Below are 19191 nucleotides of genomic sequence, written 5' to 3'. Positions count from 1 at the left end.
CCGGCACTACCGGCGGTTTACCCCAACCGCCACAGCAGCAGGCGGTTGTTGGCCGGCATCGCCACGTCGCGCAGGCGGGTGAAGCCGTTGTCCTCAGCCAGCGCCTGCACCACTTCGCTATCGCGGATGCCGCTGCGTGGGTCGCGCGCCTTCAGCCAGGCATCGAACTGCGCGTTGCTGTCGCTGGTGTAGCGGCCGCCGTAGTTGAACGGGCCGTACACCGCCAGCAGCGCACCATGCCGCAGCACCGGTGGCAGCGCGGCGAACAGTACCTGCACGTACTCCCAGCCCATGATGTGCAACGTGTTGGCGCTGAATGCGGCATCGAACGTGCTGCCCTCCGGCAGGCTCAGGCCGGGCGCCGGCGGCAGCTCCACCTGCAGTGCTACCGGCGGCAGCAGGTTCAGCAGCGCCGCCTCCGCGCGCCAGGCCTCGATGCCCGGCAGATGGTCCGGATGGTCGCTGGGCTGCCAGCGCAGCCACGGCCAACGCTCGGCGAAGAAGGCCGCATGCTGGCCGGTGCCACTGCCGATCTCCAGCAGCCGATGGCGGTCGCCCATCCACGGGTCGAGTGCGATGGCGATGGGTTCGCGGTTGCGCTCGCAGGCTTCTGAATACGGCTTGCTCGACATCAGGGACGGTGTCCAGGCAGGGTCGACACCATTGTGCACGAGGGCGTGTTGCTCGGCAGGGCTGCGCCCTGCACCTGCAGGAGCCTGAGCCAGAGCAACGTCAAAAGCTGGGATTCCGTGGGTTGGCGGGGTGGGTCCGGTTGCGGGGGACGCCGTGAATACGTCCCTGTAGGCTCGGTCGCGCCATCCATGGTGCTCACGCCCCCGCAACCGGACCCACCCCGCCTTCGACAGATTTCCGCGATCTGTTGGAAATACTCTTGGGGTCAGATCCGTTTTCCATAGGAAAACGGATCTGACCCCGGATTCATTTCGATATCTGACAGATGTGTCGACCAAGGTCGACACCTACCAACAGCCGAGTGAACCTGTCGAAGGTGGGGCGGTGTCGGATTGCGGGGTGTCAGCCGCATGGATGCGGCTGCCAAGCCTACACGGACGTACTTGCGGCGTCCCCGCACTCCGGCACCGCCCCGCCAACCCACGGAATCCCGCTCTGGCTCTGGCTCTGGCCGTTGCCGTTGCATTGAGCAGGTGCAGGGCTGCAAGCCCTGCCGAAACCCACCCAACCATGACTGCAGTCACTTGCCCGGACGCGCCGCGCTGGCGAAAGTCGAGGCGTTGACGTGATCGGTCCGGCCCGTTGCCAACCGCACGCAAGCGAGAGAGAGAAACGCTGTGCAACGACGTGAGTTCCTGGCTTTTTCCGGTCTGGGCCTGGCGGGCCTGCTGCTGCCGCATTCCCGTGCCATCGCCGCCGAGCAGCTGCTCGCCCCGGTCGATACCGCCCAGCGCAGACGCCTGGCGGACGTGGCGCTCGCCGCCGCACGCACGGCCAAGGCCAGCTACTGCGATGTGCGCATCGGCCGCTACCTCAACCAGTCGGTCATCACCCGCGAGCACCAGGTCGGCAATGTGACCAACCGCGAATCGTCCGGTGTGGGCGTGCGGGTGATCGTCAACGGCGCCTGGGGTTTCGCAGCAACCCATCAGCAGACCGAGGCCGCCGTGCGCGCCGCGGTCGAGCAGGCGGCGGCAATCGCCCGCGCCAACGCTGGCATCCAGACCCGGTCGGTACAGCTGGCGCCAACGCCGTCGGTGGGTGAGGTGCGCTGGCAGACGCCGGTCCGCAGGAACGCGATGGCGGTGCCGATCCAGGACAAGGTCGAGCTGCTGCTGGCGCTCAACGCCGCCGCGCTGAATGCGGGCGCCGACTACATCAATTCCACGCTGTTCCTGGTCAACGAACAGAAGTACTTCGCCTCCAGCGACGGTTCTTTCATCGACCAGGACATCCACCGCATCTGGCTGCCATTCACCGCCACTGCCATCGACAAGGCCAGCGGCAGGTTCCGCACCCGCGCCGGCCTGTCCTCGCCGATGGGCATGGGCTATGAATTCCTTGATGGCGATGCGCGTGGCAAGGTGCACCTGCCCGGTGGCATCACCGCCTACCGCGATTCCTACGACCCGGTCGAGGACGCGATTGCCGCTGCCCGCCACGCGCGCGAGAAGCTGAAGGCGCCGTCGGTGAAGCCCGGCAAGTACGACCTGGTGCTGGACCCGTCCAACCTGTTCCTGACCATCCACGAGAACGTCGGCCACCCGCTGGAGCTGGACCGCGTGCTCGGCTACGAAGCCAACTACGCCGGCACCAGCTTCGCCACGTTGGACAAGCGCGATGCCGGCTTCCGCTGGGGCAGCGACATCGTCACCTTCTTCGCAGACAAGACCCAACCGGGCAGCCTTGGTGCGGTCGGCTACGACGACGAAGGCGTGAAGACCCAGCGCTGGGACCTGGTGCGCGACGGCATCCTGGTCGATTACCAGGCCACCCGCGATGAAGCCCATATCCTCGGCCGCGATGCATCGCATGGCTGCAGTTACGCCGATTCCTGGTCCAGCGTGCAGTTCCAGCGCATGGCCAACGTCTCGTTGGCACCGGGCAAGCAGCCACTCAGCGTCGAGGACATGATCAAGGACGTGGAGAACGGCATCTACATCCACGGCCGGGGGTCGTATTCGATCGACCAGCAGCGCTACAACGCGCAGTTCGGCGGCCAGTTGTACTACCAGATCAAGGACGGAAAGATCGCCGGCATGGTCGAGGATGCGGCCTACCAGATCCGCACGCCGGAGTTCTGGAACGCGTGCACCGCCATCTGCGATGAGCGTGACTTCCGTCTTGGTGGTTCGTTCTTCGACGGCAAGGGTCAGCCCGGCCAGGTCTCGGCGGTCTCGCACGGTTCGTCCACCACCCGCTTCAACGGCATCAACATCATCAACACCGCGCGCAGTCTCGGCGCTTGAGCCACCCATCCTTCGACATGGAGAGCAGCCTTGCAAAGACGTGACTTTCTGGCCCTGACCGGGCTTACCGCGGGCGGGCTGATCGTGCCCTCCTTCTTCGGCAAGGCGATTGCCGCCGAACAGCTGCAGAGCACGCTGGACCTGGGGCTGAAGAAGCGCCTGGCCGATGCGGCGCTGGCCGCCGCCCGCCAGGCCGGCGCCACCTACTGCGACGTGCGCATCGGCCGCTACCTGCGGCAGTTCGTGATCACCCGCGAAGACAAGGTGCAGAACGTGGTGAACACCGAGTCCACCGGTGTTGGCATCCGCGTGATCGTCAACGGTGCGTGGGGCTTTGCCGCCACCAATGCGCTGGGCACGGCCGATGTGGCCAGGGCCGCGCAGCAGGCCGCGGCAATCGCCAAGGCCAATGCCGGCGTGCAGACCGCACCGGTGCAGCTGGCCAAGGCGCCGGGCGTGGGTGAGGTGAGCTGGCGCACGCCGATCCGCAAGAACGCGATGGAAGTGCCGATCAAGGACAAGGTCGGCCTGCTGCTGGACGTCAACGCCGCGGCGATGGGCGCCGGTGCCAGCTTCGTCAATTCGATGCTGTTCCTGGTCAACGAACAGAAGTACTTCGCCTCCACCGATGGTTCCTACATCGACCAGGACGTGCACCGCATCTGGGCACCGATGACGATCACCGCCATCGACAAGTCCAGCGGCAAGTTCCGTACCCGCGAAGGCCTGTCCTCGCCGATGGGCCTGGGCTACGAGTACCTGGACGGTGCGGCTGCCGGCAAGGTGGTCAGCCCGAATGGCGTGGTCAACTACAGTTCTTCCTACAACATGAAGGAAGACGCCATCGCCGCCGCCAGGCAGGCGCAGGAAAAGCTGAAGGCACCGTCGGTGAAGCCGGGCAAGTATGATCTGGTGCTCGACCCGTCGCACACCTGGCTGACCATCCATGAGTCGATCGGCCACCCGCTGGAGCTGGACCGTGTGCTCGGCTACGAAGCCAACTACGCCGGCACCAGCTTCGCCACCCTGGACAAGCGCGAACAGCATTTCCAGTACGGCAGCGAGCTGGTCAACATCTTCGCCGACAAGACCCAGCCGGGCAGCCTCGGCGCGGTGGCGTACGACGATGAAGGCGTGAAGTGCAAGCGCTGGGACCTGATCAGCAATGGCAAGCTGGTGGATTACCAGACCATCCGCGACCAGGCCCACATCCTCGGCAAGACCGAGTCCGACGGCTGCTGCTACGCCGACTCGTGGTCCAGCGTGCAGTTCCAGCGCATGGCCAACGTGTCGATGGCACCGGGCAAGAAGCCGCTGAGCGTGCCGGACCTGATCAAGGACGTGGAGAACGGCATCTACATCATCGGTGATGGTTCGTTCTCGATCGACCAGCAGCGCTACAACGCGCAGTTCGGCGGCCAGCTGTTCTACGAGATCAAGAACGGCCAGATCACCCGAATGCTGGAAGACGTGGCCTACCAGATCCGCACGCCGGAGTTCTGGAATGCCTGCACCGCCGTGGCCGACGAGAGTGACTACCGCCTGGGCGGTTCGTTCTTCGACGGCAAGGGCCAGCCGGGCCAGGTCTCGGCGGTCTCGCACGGCTCGTCCACCGCGCGCTTCAACGGCATCAACGTCATCAACACCGCACGCAGCCTCGGCTGACCGGTCAGGAGCCCTTACACCATGAGTATCTTCACCGAAGCCCAGGCCAAGGCCATCCTCGACAAGGTCATCGCCCTGTCCAAGGCCGACGAGTGCACCGCCGTGCTGGCTGGCGCGATCAGCGGCAACATCCGTTTCGCGCTGAACAATGTCTCCACCAGCGGTATCGTCGACAACACCGAGCTGGCGGTCACCGTCGCCTTCGGCAAGCGCGTGGGTACCGCCTCGATCAACGAGTTCGACGATGCCGCGCTGGAACGCGTGGTGCGCCGTGCCGAAGACCTGGCGCGCCTGGCCCCGGAGAACCCGGAGTTCATGCCGGCCATCGGCAAGCAGAGCTATCGCGCCAGCCCGACCTTCAGCGAATCCACCGCTGCCATCGATCCGGCCTTCCGCGCCAAGGTCGCCGCCGACTCGATCGCCCCGTGCCGTGGCCACGGCCTGATCGCCGCCGGCTTCCTCGAAGACGGACAGGGCTTCCAGGCCACTGCCAACAGCAATGGCAACTTCGCCTACCAGCGCACCACCAACTTCGATTACACCTGCACTGTGCGTACCGAAGACGGCCGCGGTTCGGGCTGGGTCGGCCGCAACCTGAAGGATGCCGCCGACTTCAAGGCCGACCAGGACATCCGCATCGCCATGCGCAAGGCCACCGAATCGGCCGAAGCCAAGGCGCTGGAGCCGGGCAAGTACACGGTGATCCTGGAACCGGCCGCGGCCGCGGGCCTGATCAGCTTCATGATGAACTTCTTCAGCGCACGCTCGGCCGATGAGGGCCGCAGCTTCCTGTCGAAGAAAGGCGGCGGCAACAAGCTGGGCGAGCAGGTCTACGACCCGCGCGTGACCATGATTGCCGACCCATGGCATCCGGATGCACCGGTGCTGCCGTGGGACAACGAGGGCATGCCACGCGAGCGCATCGCCATCATCGAAAACGGCAAGATCGCCAACCTGGACTACTCGCGCTTCTGGGCGCAGAAGCAGGGCAAGACCGCCAAGGCAACGCCGGGCAACCTGCTGATGAGCGGTGGCGACAAGAGCACCGCCGAGCTGGTGCGCGGCACCCAGAAGGGCATCCTGGTCACCCGTACCTGGTACATCCGCATGGTCGACCCGCAGACCGTGCTGCTGACCGGCCTGACCCGCGACGGCACGTTCTACATCGAGAACGGCCAGATCAAGCACCCGGTGAAGAACTTCCGCTTCAACGAATCGCCGGTGATCATGCTCAACAACATCGAAGAGCTGGGCAAGCCGGTACGCGTGGCCGGTGATGAATCCAGCTACGTGATGATGATCCCGCCGATGAAGCTGCGCGATTTCACCTTCACCTCGCTGTCCGACGCGGTCTGATGGATCGCCGGGCCTGCCTGCGCTGGTTGGCCGCTGCCGCTTCGGCGGCGGCGCTGCCGGCCTTCGCGCAGGCAGGCCCGCGCAGTTCGCGCTACGACTTCTGGTTCACCCGCCTGCAGTACGACTCCGGCGACTGGGACGTGGACGCGCGCATGCCGTCCAACCTGATCACCTCGCTGATCGACTACACCTCGCTGCGGGTGGATCCGCAGGAACACGTGGTGGCGCTGGCCGACCCGCGCATGCTGGAAGCGCCGTTCTGCTACCTGGCCGGACACACCTTGGTGGAGTTCAACGCCGCCGAGCGGCAGAACTTCGTTCGCTACGTGCGCAATGGCGGCTTCGTCTTCGTCGACGACTGCAACCACGATATCGACGGCCTGTTCGCCACCTCGTTCGAGGCGCAGATGGGTCGTTTGTTCGGGCCGAAGGCACTGCAGAAGCTGCCCAACAGCCATCCGCTGTACCGCAGCTTCTTCCGCTTCCCCGATGGCCCGCCCGCCACCAGCTTCGAACTCAACGGCTGGGGCGACGACCTGGTGCACGACTACCTGAAGGGCATCGAGGTCGATGGCCGCCTGGGCCTGCTCTACAGCAACAAGGACTACGGCTGCGAGTGGGACTACGACTGGCGCAACAAGCGTTTCCTGGCCGAAGACAACACCCGCTTCGGCGTCAACATCGTGATGTACGCGTTGAACAATTGATAGGACCTGCACGCCCATGACCTCCCCCGACCTCGATTCCCTGCTGCCGCGCCTGCACGATCTGCGCGCTGCGCTCGCACGCGCGGTGGTTGGCCAGAACACGGTGGTCGAGCAGCTGCTGATCGGCCTGCTGGCCGGTGGCCACTGCCTGCTGGAAGGTGCGCCCGGGCTCGGCAAGACCCTGCTGGTGCGCTCGCTCGGCCAGGCACTGGAGCTGCAGTTCCGGCGCGTGCAGTTCACCCCGGACCTGATGCCCAGCGACATCCTCGGTACCGAGTTGCTGGAGGAAGACCACGGTACGGGCCATCGCCATTTCCGCTTCCAGCAGGGCCCCATCTTCACCAACCTGCTGCTCGCAGACGAACTCAACCGCACCCCGCCCAAGACCCAGGCCGCACTGCTGGAAGCGATGCAGGAGCGCACGGTCAGCTACGCCGGCACCACCTACGCATTGCCCGCACCGTTCTTCGTGCTGGCTACGCAGAACCCGATCGAGCAGGCCGGCACCTACCCGCTGCCGGAAGCGCAGCTGGACCGCTTCCTGCTGCACGTGCTGGTGGATTACCCCAGCGAGGACGAAGAGCGGCAGATCCTGGAACAGACCACCGGCGGTGCCACCGACGCGGTGCCGAAGGTGATGGACGCCGAGGCGGTGATCGCGCTGCAGGCCGCGGTGCGCCAGGTGCATGTCAGCCCCGATGTGCTGGCCTGGATCACCCGCCTGGTGCGCGCCAGCCGTCCCGGCGAAGGCGCACCGGCAGCAATCAACCAATGGGTGAAATGGGGCGCTGGCCCACGCGCCGGGCAATCGCTGGTGCTGGCGGCGAAAGCACGCGCATTGCTGCAGGGACGCTACGCCGCCACCCGCGATGATGTGCAGGCACTGGTCGCGCCGGTGATGCGCCATCGCCTGCTGCTGTCGTTCGCCGCCGAGGCCGAGCAGAAGCGTGCCGACGACGTGGTCGCCGCCCTGCTGCAGGCCGTGCCGTTCCCGGGTTGAGCCACGCGTGAACGCAGGAGCCCCGCTGACGTTGCCACCGGAACTGCGTGCGCGCCTGCGCCTGCTGCGGTTGCGGCCGCGCCTGGCGAGCGGCGCAAGCGGCATCGGCCAGCACGCCAGCCGCAGCCGCGGTGCGGGCCTCGAATTCGCCCAGTACCGGGCCTACGAACCGGGCGACGAGCTGCGCCAGATCGACTGGAAGCTGTATGCACGCTCGGACCGCTTCTTTGTGCGCGAATCCGAACGCGAAAGCCCGATCACGGTCTGGCTGCTGCTCGATGCCACCGCCTCGGCTGGCCAGGCTGATCGCGCGGCACCGCAGCGCACGCGCCTGGACCACATGCGCGGCGTGGCCGCGTGCGTGGTGGAGCTGGCCCTGCAGCAGGGCGACCGTTTCGGCCTGCTGGCGATCAATGGCGAGGGCCTGCAGCTGGTAGCCGCAGCGAGCGGCGCACGCCAACGTGATCGCGTGCATCTGCAACTGCATGCCCTGCAGGCGCGCGGCGGTTGGCCTGCGGCGGATCGACTGCGTCCCCTGTGGGAACGCGTGCGCCCGGGCGACATGCTGCTGGCGATCGGTGATGGCTTCGACGAGGCCGGCATCACGCTGCTGGAGCAACTGGCCAGCGCACGCCGCGAGGTGGCACTGCTGCAGATCCTGACCGCCGACGAGCGCGACTTCCCGTTCGACGCCGGCCATCGCTTCCGCGACCCGGAGACCGGCGAGGAACTGCTGGGCGATGGCGCGGCGATCCGCACCGACTACCTGCAGCGCTTCGCTGGCGCACGCAGCGCATTGCAGGCGCGCCTGCAGGCCAGCGGCATCGCCAGTGCCACCGGCTGGCTCGACCAGCCGTTGGACCAGGCACTACAGGCGCTGTTCGGCCGTGGGGGCGGTGCATGACCCTGCTGTTCCCGCTCGGCCTGGCCGCGCTCGCCGCATGGCTGCTGCCGCTGCTGATCCATCTGGCTCGGCGCCATCCGTACACGCCACTGGATTTCGCTGCACTGCGCTGGCTGCGCGCACAGATCCGGCCACGCCAGCGCATCCGCTTCGATGACTGGCCGTTGCTGCTGGTGCGCCTGCTGTTGCTGGCCGCGCTGGCCCTGCTGCTGGCACGACCTGCGTTGACCGGCCCCGCGCCGGCCCCCAGTGCATGGACGGTGGTGGCCCCTGGACTGGATGCCACCGCACTGCGCGGTACCGCTGCGGATCGCAACTGGCATTGGCTGGCGCCCGGCTTCCCGGCCATTGATCAGGCGCCGCCTGCAGCCAGCGCATCCCTGCCCAGCCTGCTGCGCGAACTGGATGCGCAGCTGCCAGCCGGCACCACGTTGACCGTGCACGTTCCCGATCCCCTGCCCGGCCTGGATGGCGCCCGCCTGCAGCTGTCGCGCGACGTGCAATGGCACACGCAGCCGATGCCGGTCACATCGCCGCAGACTGCAGCGGCACTGCCGCTGCTGCGCTTGCACGGCGAGGCATCCGCCACTGCCCAGCACTGGTTGAACGCACTGCAGCGCGCGTGGGGCGTGCAGGCACTGCCCTCGCCCTTGGCGGAGGATGTTGTACCAGAGCGCGACGAGATCGGCGTGTGGAGCCTCAACGATGCACTGCCAGCGAACTGGCAGGCGTGGCTGCGCGACGGCGGTCGTGTCATGACTGCCGGCAAGCCCGCTGCCAGCGCCCGCATCCTGCTGCGCAACGCCGAGGGCGCACCGCTGCTGTGGCAGCAACGCATCGGCCAAGGCCAACTGCTGTCGTTGCCCGGCGACTGGAATGCCGCCAGCAACGCTGCGCTGCGCGATCCGCAGTTGCCGCGTGCCCTGCTGCTGGCGCTGCAGACGCCCACGGCTCCGCGTCTGGGCGATGCACGTGACCAGGCGCCGCACCGGGCCGCATTGCCTGCTGTAACACCACTGCCGCGTGAGCCGACGCCTTGGCTGTTGCTGGCCATCGTGCTGCTGTTCGCGCTGGAACGCTGGATGGCCAGCAGTGCCCGACGCAGGGTGGCCGCATGAACACCCTGCAGCACGCCTGGCAACGCGCGCGCCGCCGCCGTGCGCTCATCACCCTGCTGCTGGGCCTGCCGTGGGCGCTGGCCGCAACGGTACTGGCGCTGCGCCTGGCGGGCTTCGATGTCGCCTGCGTGGTTGGCACGGTCAGTCTGCTCGCCTGCGCGGCCTTCGCCACGGCACGTGCCCGCCAGCTGGACCGGCAATGGCTGCAGCGCCAGCTCGATGGCAGCGGTGCCAGCGAGGACAGCGCCGACCTGCTGTTCGCCGACGCCGCTACACTCAATCCGCTGCAGCAGCGCCAGCGTGCGCATGTGCTGGCCACGCTGGAACGCGCGATGCCGGAGCTGCGTCCACGCTGGCCGCGTGGGGCATTGGCGTTGTGCTGGATCGCAGGCCTGGCCATCGTTGCACTGGCAGTCGGCTGGCCACGTTCCAGCCCCGTCTCCGCGCCAGCCCGTACGGCGGCACCTGGCGGCACGGCTGCCGCGGGCCCACTGCACCTGCAGTCCACCCGCCTGCGCATCGACGCGCCGGCCTATACCGGCCAGGCCACGCTTACCCAGAATGCCTTGGACGCCAAGGTTGCCGCCGACAGCCGGCTGTCCTGGTCGCTGCGCTTCGACCGCGCACCGGACAAGGCATGGCTGCAGTTCCACGATGGTCGACGGTTGCCGCTGAGCGAGCGCGATGGACAGTGGCAGGCACAGGATGTGGCGCGCACGCCGGTGCTGTACCGCGTGGTGAGCGAACCGGCGCTGGCCGAAACCCGCCTGTACCGGCTGGATGTGGTGGCCGACCGCGCGCCCAGCGTGCGGGTGCTGGAGCCGGCCGCCAGCCTGGTGCTGGGCACGCCCGGCCAACGGCAATGGGCGCTGCGCTTCGAGGCCAGCGACGATTACGGCGTCGCGGCGCAGGCAACGCTGTCGATCACCACCACCCAGGGCAGCGGTGAGAACATCACTTTCGTGAAGCGCAGCGTCACGCTTGCCGGCAGCGGCGAAGCCACCGCGCGGCGTTTCGCCCACACCCTTGATCTGGCTGCGCTGGGCGCACAGCCCGGCAACGATGTGATCGCCCAGCTGGAGGTACGCGACAATCATGCACCCACGCCACAGACCGGGCGCAGCAGCAGCGTGATCCTGCGCCTGCCCAGCGCCGAAGTCGCGCTCGGTGCAGAGCTCGAGGGCCGCATCAAGAAGACCCTGCCTGCGTACTTCCGCAGCCAGCGGCAGATCATCATCGATGCCGAAGCGCTGATCCGGCAGCGACGCAGCCTGACCACCGAGGACTTCGTGAAGCGCAGCGATGCGATCGGTGTCGACCAGCGCATCCTGCGCCTGCGCTACGGCCAGTTCCTGGGTGAGGAAAGCGAAGGTGCGCCGAAACCACCGCCGACCAGCGACCTGCCCACCAGCGATACGCCCGCCGTAGACGACCACGATCACGATCACGACGACGATCACGATCACGACCTTGGCGCCGATGCCGGGGCGCACGACGCGCATGGCCACGATCACGGCGGCAAGCCAGCCAACGCCGATACGCCGCCGGTGTTCGGCAGCGCCACCGACGTGCTCTCCGAGTACGGCCACACCCATGACCATGCCGAAGCGGCCACTCTGCTCGATCCGCAGACCCGTGCCACGCTGAAGGCGGCGCTTGACCAGATGTGGTCGGCCGAAGGCGAGCTGCGCCAGGGCCGACCGGAGCAGGCATTGCCCTTCGCCTACAAGGCATTGGGCTTCATCAAGCAGGTGCAGCAGGCCGAGCGCATCTATCTGGCCCGTGTCGGACCGGAACTGCCACCGATCGATGAAGGCCGCCGCCTCGGCGGTGATCGCGCAGGACTGGCCAGTCGGGAACTGCCGTTGGCCGCGCGGACCCCGCCCGATCCGGCCATCGTTGAAGCCTGGCAGCGCCTCGGTGATGACAGCGGCGCACCGGATCTGGATGCGGTCGCGGCCTGGCAGCAGCGCAACGCGGCCTACCTGCCCGATGCACTGGATCTGGCTGCGGCCATCGAGCAGCTGCGCATCGAGCCCGGTTGCCACGACTGTCGCCAGCGCCTGCGCGCGCAGCTGTGGCGGGCGCTGCAGCGTCCGCTGCCGCAGGCGATGCGGCGCAGTGCCGTTGATGCGATGGGTCAGCGCTACCTCGATGCGCTGGAGGCGCAGCCATGAATGCCTCCGCTGTGAACCTGTGGATTGCGCTGGCACTCGCCCTGATCGTGGTCATCGCCAGCGTGCGCCAGCTGCGTGGAGGCACCGCGCGCCCTGGCCGCCGGTGGATCGTGATTGCACTGCAGATCATCGTCGCCGCGCTGCTGTATTTCTGCCTGGTGCCGCCCACCCGCCAGCAACCCGCAGGCGGGCTGGTCGTGCTCGGAATCGATGCCGGCAAGGCCGGCGCGCTGCCGGCCAGCGCAGGCCCGCTGCTGCTGTTGCCGGAAGCTGCCGATGTGCCCGGTGGGCAGCGCGTGCCCGACCTGGCCACCGCGCTGCGCCAGCATCCGGCCTCCACGCTGACACTGGTCGGTGCGGGCCTGGCCGCACGTGACCGCGACGCGGTGCTGCCGCCGGATGTACGTTGGCAGGCCGCACCCGAGCCGCGTGGCTGGATCGCGCTGCAACCGCCGGTCGATGTCGCACCCGGTGCACGCTTCGACGTGCATGCAAAGGCGCGCGGCGTCGCCAAGGCCAAGGCGGAACTGCTCGACCCCGCCGACAGCGTGGTGGATCGCGTGGACGTTGCCGAGGACGGGCGCGTGCAGCTCAGCGGCATCGCCCGCGCCGAAGGCCGCAGCGTGTTCCAGCTGCGCCTGCTCGATGCCGACGGCCATGTGGTGGACAGCGTACCGGTGCCTCAGCAGACCCTGCCGGCCGCACCGCTGCGCTTGCTGGTGCGCGCCAGCGCGCCGGGTCCAGAGCTGAAGTACCTGCGCCGCTGGGCAGCCGATGCCGGCATCCGTGTGCAGGTGCAGGCGGATACCGGGGCCGGACTCAGCGTCGGTGATGGCGCGGTGTCGATCGATGCAGCATCGCTGACGCGCAGTGACCTGTTGCTGCTGGACGAGCGCAGCCTGGCGGCATTGAGTGCGGGCCAGCTGACCGCCGTGCGCCAGGCGCTGCGCGAGGGACTGGGCGTGCTGGTACGCAGTGCGGGCGCACCTTCGGCCAGCGCGCGCCAGCGCCTCCGCGATCTGGGCCTGACAGTACAGGGCGATGGCAGCAGCCGCGCCCTCGACCTTCCCGGCGATGGCGAAAGCGCGATCCTCGCCGCACGACGTGGCCCGCTCGCCGCGGGTACGCTGCCGACCGGCTACGGCGAAGAGGCTGACCGCAGCTCGCACAATGCTCCCCTGCCTGCGCTGGAAGCACTCGCGCTGCAGGCACCGGGCAGCACCGCCCTGCTGCAGGATGGCACGGGCAAGGCTGTCGGTGGCTGGCGCGCGGTCGGCAAGGGCCGCATCGGCCTGCTGCCGCTGACCGACAGCTGGCGCTGGGTGCTGGCCGGGCGCGATGACCGCCACGGCGAACTGTGGAGCGGCGTGGTGGCTACGCTGGCGCGCGCACAGGGCAGCGCTGATGCGCTGTGGTCACCACAACCGATCAGCTGGGCAGGCGAACGACAGGCGCTGTGCGGTGTGCAGGCGCCGCTGCAGGTCTTCAACAAGCGTGGCGACGATGTACCGCTGATCATCGATGGCGCGACGTCGGCGCTGCGCTGCGCCGGCTGGTGGCCCCGCGAGGCAGGCTGGCAGCGCCTGCAGCATGGCGACAGCGTTGTCTGGCGCTATGTGTTCGACCCGAAGGACGCACCCGCACTGCATCGACAGGCGATGATCGACGCGACCACGCAGGCGTTGGCCTCCAGTACGTCGGCGAACGCGTTGGTGATGCAGCCCGTACCAGGCTCGCGCTGGCCGTGGTGGCTTGCCTTCGTGCTGTGCGCCTCGCTGCTGTGGTGGCTGGAGCGGCGGCGCTGAGCCCATCGATTGGATCGCGGACAGCATCCACGCATGGCGTGGATCTACTGGCCGGTTGCCCTGGTAGATGCCAACCTTGGTTGGCGCCTTTCTGCGGGGTCAACGCGTGCCCGCGCGCCGGTACACGCCATTGAAGCGCACGTTCATGCCACCGCATTCGCTGTTGTCGGCCACGATCAGCACCTCACCCAGCGAATGCACGCGCACCTTGCAGGTGTCTTCAACGAATTCCACATCGGCGTCGCGCGGCGTCGCGCGTGCTTCCACCTGGCCGATGTTCGGCCCATACGGGCGTTGCTCCGGCGTGGGGTTGGCAGAGGGCCAGTAGGCGTCGCCATCCACATGCAGTTGTCCACCCTGCACGGTGATGCGCAGGCCGTTGTCGCCATCTTTCCAGTGGCCCGTCCAGTCCCGCAGCGTTGGCACGGCTACCGGCAACGGCTGCAGCTTGCTGCGGTCGACCCAGCCGGCGCTGCCGCCCACCTTGTTCGGGAAGAACGCGCAGCGGTAGCGGCCCAGGTCGCGACCGGTCACCACCGTATCGCCATTGACCACATAGCTGCGCTGTCGGCAGGCCGGCTCGCCCTTGGCCGGGCAGCCGTCCATGTCGCCAAGCAGGTACAGGCGTGGTGCCCCCGTCACCTTGGCCAGGGCGAACTGGCTCTGTTCGGAAGGAAACGCACCGTTGCGGCAGGCGCCATCGCCCGCGATGCCGGCAGCGAAGGCGGACGCCGGCAGCAATGCGGCCATCAGGCAGATCGAACGCAGGAACATGGCGGCACTAGCTGTGGGGGAGCCGGCAGGATATACCGGCCTACTTCACTGGCGGTGCATCGCCGGCATCCTGCTCCTGGGAGAACCGCAGCGCACGCTGCTGCTGTTCGGCACTGAGCTCCGGCGGTGGCCGCGCCACGGCGGCCTGGATCTGCGCCGGTCCGCCGGTGAGTTTGTTGACGCCCTTGGCGGCCGCCATGACCCCCTTGACCACGCCCATCATGATGTAGCCACCACCCATGCTGACCTGCTCCGGCGACGGCGGTTCGCTCCAGTCGCGGCTGAAGCGGTTGTCGCCGAACTTCACCGGGTTCTTGAAACGGTACAGATCCAGCGGCTCGTCGTCGGGCTTGAGCGCACGCACTTCGCCAAGGGTGGTGACGTTGTCCTGCGGCAGGGCGGTGGAAATCGGCGCGGTGGCTACTGCCGGGGCATCAGCAGGGGGAACGGGTGCAGGATCGGACACCGCCACCGGCGCGGCCTGCTGCGCCTGCGCGATGCCGGCCAGCAGCATGCCGGCCAGGAGTGCTCCCTGCGTTCCACGTCGTGCCACAGCCATCCACCCTGTTGGTTGCGTCCAGCGCCCAAGGATACGGATGCCGGCTTCAGATTTCGTTGATGTACTGGCAGCTGTTCAGCCAAGGGAGATGCGGCGACGCCACGGGACGCGAGCACTGAACGGTTCACGCCCTCCGTGTGCGGTGTCTCACATCCTGAGACGTGAGTGTGGTGCCATGTGACCCCTCGCAATCCGTCCCGGCTCCCTCTTCCATGGCTTACGAACTCGCCAAGCGCACCGCCGATGCCGAGCAGAAGCTCGCCACCCGCGATGGCCTGCCCGCCCGCGACGGCGCCCTGCTCAGCGCGCGCCTGCAGCGCCGCTACCAGGACCGCATCACCGGCAGCTTTGCCATTCCCGGCCGCGAAGGGCGCTATGCGCCCATTCCCGATTCGGTTCCGCCGGCGCTGGCTGCCGCCCTGAAGGCGCGTGGCATCGAACAGCTCTACAGCCACCAGGCCGAGGCTTGGGAGGCGAGCCAGCGTGGCGAGCACGTGGCCATCGTCACCCCCACCGCCAGCGGCAAGTCGCTGTGCTACACCCTGCCGGTGGTCAGCGCGGCAATGCAGGACAAGGCCAAGGCGTTGTACCTGTTCCCGACCAAGGCGCTGGCGCAGGACCAGGTGGCCGAGCTGCTCGAACTCAACCGTGCCGGCGATCTGGGCGTAAAGGCCTTCACCTTTGACGGCGACACCCCCGGCGATGCGCGACAGGCCATCCGCCTGCATGGCGACATCGTGGTGTCCAACCCGGACATGCTGCACCAGGCGATCCTGCCGCATCACACCAAGTGGGCGCAGTTCTTCGAGAACCTGCGCTACATCGTCATCGACGAAGTGCATACCTACCGTGGCGTGTTCGGCAGCCACGTCACCAATGTGCTGCGCCGGCTCAAGCGCATCTGCGCGTTCTACGGCGTGCAACCGCAGTTCATCCTGTGCTCGGCCACCATCGGCAATCCGCAGGCGCATGCCGAGGCACTCATCGAGGCACCGGTCACCGCCATCACCGAATCCGGTGCACCCAGCGGGCCCAAGCAGGTGCTGCTGTGGAACCCGCCGGTGATCAATCCGGATCTGGGCCTGCGGGCATCGGCGCGTTCGCAGAGCAACCGCATCGCGCGCATTGCGATCAAATCCGGGCTGAAGACCCTGGTGTTCGCGCAGACACGCCTGATGGTGGAAGTGCTGACCAAGTACCTGAAGGACATCTTCGACCACGACCCGCGCAAGCCGCCGCGCATCCGCGCCTACCGTGGCGGCTACCTGCCCACCGAACGCCGTGAGACCGAGCGTGCGATGCGCGCGGGCAACATCGACGGCATCGTCAGCACCTCGGCGCTAGAGCTGGGCGTGGATATCGGCAGCCTGGACGTGGTCATCCTCAACGGTTACCCCGGCAGCGTGGCCGCCACCTGGCAGCGCTTCGGCCGCGCCGGTCGCCGCCAGCAGCCCGCTCTGGGCGTGATGGTGGCCAGCTCGCAGCCGCTGGACCAGTACGTGGTGCGCCATCCGGACTTCTTCGCCGAAGCCTCGCCCGAGCACGCGCGCATCGCGCCGGACCAGCCGCTGATCCTGTTCGACCACATCCGTTGCGCGGCGTTCGAGCTGCCGTTCCGGGTCGGCGACGGCTTCGGTCCGATCGATCCGGAAGTGTTCCTGGAAGCGCTGGCAGAGACAGAAGTGATCCACCGTGAAGGCGAACGCTGGGAATGGATCGCCGACAGCTATCCGGCCAATGCGGTCAGCCTGCGTGCAGTGGCCGACGGCAATTTCGTGGTGGTCGACCGCAGCGACGGCCGCCAGCAGATCATCGCCGAGGTTGATTATTCCGCCGCCGCACTCACCCTGTACGAAGGCGCCATCCACATGGTGCAGTCCACGCCCTACCAGGTGGAGACGCTGGACTGGGACGGCCGCAAGGCCTACGTCACCCGCACGCATGTGGATTACTACACCGACAGCATCGACTTCACCAAGCTCAAGGTGCTGGACCGTTTCGACGGCGGCGTGGCCGGGCGTGGCGATTCGCACCATGGCGAGGTGCACGTGGTGCGCCGCGTGGCCGGCTACAAGAAGATCCGCTACTACACCCACGAGAACATCGGCTACGGGCCGGTGAACCTGCCCGACCAGGAACTGCATACCACCGCGGTGTGGTGGCAGCTGCCGCAGGTGCTGCTGCTGCGCGCCTTCGCCAGCAAGCAGGATGCGCTGGATGGCTTCCTCGGCGCGGCCTACGCTCTGCATATCGTCGCCACCGTGGCGGTGATGGCCGATGCGCGCGACCTGCAGAAGTCGGTCGGCAACGGCGATGGTTCATGGTTCGCGGTCGCCGACCAGAGCGGCCGTGGCCAACTGCGCGGCAGCGAGGGCGATCCCGGTGTGGTGGAGCTGCTGCAGGAGTTCGTGCCCACCGTGTACCTGTACGACAACTTCCCCGGCGGCGTCGGTCTCAGCGAACCGCTGTGGCAGCGCCAGGCCGAGCTGGTGCAGCGCGCGCGCGAACTGGTGCAGCGCTGCGACTGCAAGGCCGGCTGCCCGGCCTGCGTGGGCCCGGTACTGGCCGCGCAGGAAGAAGATGAAACTTCGCCGCGTGCGCTGGCGCTGCGCGTGCTCGACCTGTTCGATGGCGAGGCCTGCCGGCACGTGCCCGACGTGGTGGTGAGCACGCGCGATCCGATGGAGCTGCTGGCACCGTGAGCCTGAGTCTGGACAAGCTGCGCCTGCTGCGGAAGCAGGCCGGTGACCCGAAGGCAGTCACGCCGGCTGCGCCCGAGCCGCCGCCCGCAGCGCCGGCCCCGGTTGCCGCCAACGATGCGCGGCAACCACCGGCCGAACGTTCGGTGTTCGCCTGGGTCGAACAGGAAATCCGCCACAAAGCGACCGGCGCAGCGGCGCCCGTTGCTGCACCGACACCACTGCGCCGACCAGAGATGGGCAACCTGCATCGCCTGCTCGGCCTGCGCACGCGCGCCGGCGGTGCACCTGCGCGGGCCAGCGCGCAGGATCGGCAGCTGCCCGGCGAGGAGATCGCACCGGGCTTGTTCCTGATCGAATCGCTGCAGCCGCAGGCGATTCCCGCGCAGCCACTGTCGCTGGATTTCGCCCGCCGCGATGGCGAGCACGTGGCCGCACGCGACCTGCTGTTCTTCGATACCGAAACCACCGGCCTGGCCGGCGGCACCGGCACCCGTGCCTTCATGATCGGTGCCGCCGACTGGCATATGTGCCCGCAACGCGGTGAAGGCCTGCGCATCCGCCAATTGTTGATGTCGACGATGGCCGCCGAGGACGCGATGCTGGCCACCTTCGCCAGCTGGCTGCAGCCGTCCACCGTGTTCTGCAGCTACAACGGCCGCAGCTACGATGCGCCCCTGTTGAAGGCGCGCTACCGACTGGCCCGCCAGCGGTGCCCGATCACAGCGCTGGATCACGTTGATCTGCTCTACCCGACCCGCCGCCGCTATCGCGGCACGTGGGAGAACTGCAAACTGTCCACCATCGAACGCCAGCTGCTGCGCGTGGTGCGCGAGGATGACCTGCCCGGCTCGGAAGCCCCCGGCGCATGGCTGCGTTTCCTGCGCGGCGGCGACGCGGTGAACCTGCGCCGGGTGGCCGACCACAACCACCAGGACGTGGTGACCCTGGCCCTGCTGCTGCAGCGGCTGGTACGGGAAGAACAACGTGAACGCGAAACCCTGGCGCTGGTCGGGCAGTAGGCGTTGACGCGGCCTGACGGTGGCAGCGGTGACACTGCCGCCACCATCCACGCCTGGAGCCCGACGATGCGCCTCAACCCCCTTGTCCTGCTCGCCATCCTGCCCTTGGCCGCCTGCAGTCACGCTGGCAGCAGCACCTCCCACGATCCCGCGCCAGCGCCCGTGGCCGATGCCGCGCACGAATGCAGGCCGGAGGCGCTGGACGCCTTCACCGGCAAGACCGCCGACGAAGCCACGATCAAGAAGCTGGTGGCTGACAGCGGCGCACGCGGTGCACGGGTAGTCAAACCCGGCATGGCGGTGACCATGGACTTCCGCCAGGACCGCGTGACCGTGCAGGTGGATGCGCAGAACCGGATCGAGCGCGCCAGCTGCGGTTGATGTTCCCAGGGTAGTGGGGGGCGCGGGGCGGCCCAAAACCAAAAAGAGGCGCGGCCAGGACCCGGGGCCCAGGGCGCGGCCG

15 protein-coding genes are annotated in these 19191 nt (G+C 68.0%); 12 read left to right on the top strand and 3 right to left on the bottom strand.

The genetic code is table 11. From position 1 onward, the window contains the following. Positions 1 to 17 precede the first annotated feature (17 nt). The gene (locus ACJ7C5_RS12170) at positions 18 to 632 is read right to left on the bottom strand and encodes a DUF938 domain-containing protein (RefSeq protein WP_412704037.1); all 615 of its coding nucleotides are present in this window, start codon (positions 630 to 632) and stop codon (positions 18 to 20) included. Between the two features lie 678 nt (positions 633 to 1310). On the opposite strand from ACJ7C5_RS12170, the gene ACJ7C5_RS12165 reads away from it, so the two are divergent. From ACJ7C5_RS12165 to ACJ7C5_RS12125, 9 genes are read left to right on the top strand one after another with little or no spacing between them, the layout of a single operon-like run. Continuing rightward, positions 1311 to 2942 carry a TldD/PmbA family protein gene (locus ACJ7C5_RS12165; RefSeq protein WP_412704036.1) on the top strand — a complete coding sequence of 544 codons (1632 nt, stop codon included), beginning with the start codon at positions 1311 to 1313 and terminating at the stop codon, positions 2940 to 2942. 30 nt (positions 2943 to 2972) lie between these two features. Further along, complete coding sequence (locus tag ACJ7C5_RS12160; protein ID WP_094001703.1) at positions 2973 to 4607, top strand: TldD/PmbA family protein; 1635 nt, start codon at positions 2973 to 2975, stop codon at positions 4605 to 4607. A 21-nt stretch (positions 4608 to 4628) separates the two neighbouring features. Continuing rightward, positions 4629 to 5963: a TldD/PmbA family protein gene (locus tag ACJ7C5_RS12155; RefSeq protein ID WP_094001704.1), complete on the top strand. Its 1335-nt coding sequence runs from the start codon at positions 4629 to 4631 to the stop codon at positions 5961 to 5963. Continuing rightward, positions 5963 to 6670, top strand: a complete 708-nt coding sequence (locus ACJ7C5_RS12150; protein WP_043400817.1) for a DUF4159 domain-containing protein — start codon at positions 5963 to 5965, stop codon at positions 6668 to 6670. The genes ACJ7C5_RS12155 and ACJ7C5_RS12150 overlap by 1 nt, the downstream gene beginning before the upstream one ends. Before the next feature lie 16 nt (positions 6671 to 6686). Beyond that, the gene (locus tag ACJ7C5_RS12145; protein WP_412704035.1) at positions 6687 to 7670 is read left to right on the top strand and encodes an AAA family ATPase; all 984 of its coding nucleotides are present in this window, start codon (positions 6687 to 6689) and stop codon (positions 7668 to 7670) included. 7 nt (positions 7671 to 7677) lie between these two features. Further along, positions 7678 to 8574: a DUF58 domain-containing protein gene (locus ACJ7C5_RS12140; RefSeq protein ID WP_412704034.1), complete on the top strand. Its 897-nt coding sequence runs from the start codon at positions 7678 to 7680 to the stop codon at positions 8572 to 8574. Continuing rightward, on the top strand, positions 8571 to 9692 hold the full coding sequence (locus ACJ7C5_RS12135) for a BatA domain-containing protein (protein ID WP_412704033.1): 1122 nt from the start codon (positions 8571 to 8573) through the stop codon (positions 9690 to 9692). The genes ACJ7C5_RS12140 and ACJ7C5_RS12135 overlap by 4 nt, the downstream gene beginning before the upstream one ends. Further along, positions 9689 to 11869 (top strand): hypothetical protein, encoded by a 2181-nt coding sequence (locus ACJ7C5_RS12130; RefSeq protein WP_412704032.1) that lies wholly within the window; start codon positions 9689 to 9691, stop codon positions 11867 to 11869. The genes ACJ7C5_RS12135 and ACJ7C5_RS12130 overlap by 4 nt, the downstream gene beginning before the upstream one ends. Beyond that, on the top strand, positions 11866 to 13674 hold the full coding sequence (locus ACJ7C5_RS12125) for a hypothetical protein (protein WP_412704031.1): 1809 nt from the start codon (positions 11866 to 11868) through the stop codon (positions 13672 to 13674). The genes ACJ7C5_RS12130 and ACJ7C5_RS12125 overlap by 4 nt, the downstream gene beginning before the upstream one ends. A 99-nt stretch (positions 13675 to 13773) precedes the next feature. Here the strand turns inward: ACJ7C5_RS12125 and ACJ7C5_RS12120 are convergent, their stop codons facing one another. Next, positions 13774 to 14448 (bottom strand): hypothetical protein, encoded by a 675-nt coding sequence (locus ACJ7C5_RS12120; RefSeq protein WP_412704030.1) that lies wholly within the window; start codon positions 14446 to 14448, stop codon positions 13774 to 13776. Between the two features lie 40 nt (positions 14449 to 14488). Beyond that, positions 14489 to 15001 carry a hypothetical protein gene (locus tag ACJ7C5_RS12115; RefSeq protein WP_412704029.1) on the bottom strand — a complete coding sequence of 171 codons (513 nt, stop codon included), beginning with the start codon at positions 14999 to 15001 and terminating at the stop codon, positions 14489 to 14491. A 218-nt stretch (positions 15002 to 15219) separates the two neighbouring features. On the opposite strand from ACJ7C5_RS12115, the gene ACJ7C5_RS12110 reads away from it, so the two are divergent. The 3 genes from ACJ7C5_RS12110 (at position 15220) to ACJ7C5_RS12100 (ending at position 19109) form a co-directional block, all read left to right on the top strand. Continuing rightward, complete coding sequence (locus ACJ7C5_RS12110; protein ID WP_412704028.1) at positions 15220 to 17709, top strand: DEAD/DEAH box helicase; 2490 nt, start codon at positions 15220 to 15222, stop codon at positions 17707 to 17709. Next, the gene (locus ACJ7C5_RS12105; RefSeq protein WP_412704027.1) at positions 17706 to 18728 is read left to right on the top strand and encodes a ribonuclease H-like domain-containing protein; all 1023 of its coding nucleotides are present in this window, start codon (positions 17706 to 17708) and stop codon (positions 18726 to 18728) included. The genes ACJ7C5_RS12110 and ACJ7C5_RS12105 overlap by 4 nt, the downstream gene beginning before the upstream one ends. A 66-nt stretch (positions 18729 to 18794) precedes the next feature. Next, positions 18795 to 19109: an I78 family peptidase inhibitor gene (locus ACJ7C5_RS12100; protein ID WP_097048134.1), complete on the top strand. Its 315-nt coding sequence runs from the start codon at positions 18795 to 18797 to the stop codon at positions 19107 to 19109. Positions 19110 to 19191 lie beyond the last annotated feature (82 nt).

The organism is Nocardiopsis yanglingensis, from assembly GCF_045809185.1.
Taxonomy (GTDB): Bacteria; Pseudomonadota; Gammaproteobacteria; order Xanthomonadales; family Xanthomonadaceae; genus Stenotrophomonas; species Stenotrophomonas yanglingensis.
The sequence above is the reverse complement of the archived record's forward strand: the minus strand, read 5'-3'. Positions and strand labels throughout refer to the sequence as shown.

What these genes read in the sequence shown, in the direction of transcription:
- ACJ7C5_RS12135 (WP_412704033.1), top strand. Translation starts at nt 8,571, where the DNA reads ATGACCCTGCTGTTCCCGCTCGGCCTGGCCGCGCTCGCCGCATGGCTG.
- ACJ7C5_RS12170 (WP_412704037.1), bottom strand. Translation starts at nt 632, where the DNA reads ATGTCGAGCAAGCCGTATTCAGAAGCCTGCGAGCGCAACCGCGAACCC.
- ACJ7C5_RS12100 (WP_097048134.1), top strand. Translation starts at nt 18,795, where the DNA reads ATGCGCCTCAACCCCCTTGTCCTGCTCGCCATCCTGCCCTTGGCCGCC.
- ACJ7C5_RS12120 (WP_412704030.1), bottom strand. Translation starts at nt 14,448, where the DNA reads ATGTTCCTGCGTTCGATCTGCCTGATGGCCGCATTGCTGCCGGCGTCC.
- ACJ7C5_RS12130 (WP_412704032.1), top strand. Translation starts at nt 9,689, where the DNA reads ATGAACACCCTGCAGCACGCCTGGCAACGCGCGCGCCGCCGCCGTGCG.
- ACJ7C5_RS12150 (WP_043400817.1), top strand. Translation starts at nt 5,963, where the DNA reads ATGGATCGCCGGGCCTGCCTGCGCTGGTTGGCCGCTGCCGCTTCGGCG.
- ACJ7C5_RS12125 (WP_412704031.1), top strand. Translation starts at nt 11,866, where the DNA reads ATGAATGCCTCCGCTGTGAACCTGTGGATTGCGCTGGCACTCGCCCTG.
- ACJ7C5_RS12155 (WP_094001704.1), top strand. Translation starts at nt 4,629, where the DNA reads ATGAGTATCTTCACCGAAGCCCAGGCCAAGGCCATCCTCGACAAGGTC.
- ACJ7C5_RS12110 (WP_412704028.1), top strand. Translation starts at nt 15,220, where the DNA reads ATGGCTTACGAACTCGCCAAGCGCACCGCCGATGCCGAGCAGAAGCTC.
- ACJ7C5_RS12145 (WP_412704035.1), top strand. Translation starts at nt 6,687, where the DNA reads ATGACCTCCCCCGACCTCGATTCCCTGCTGCCGCGCCTGCACGATCTG.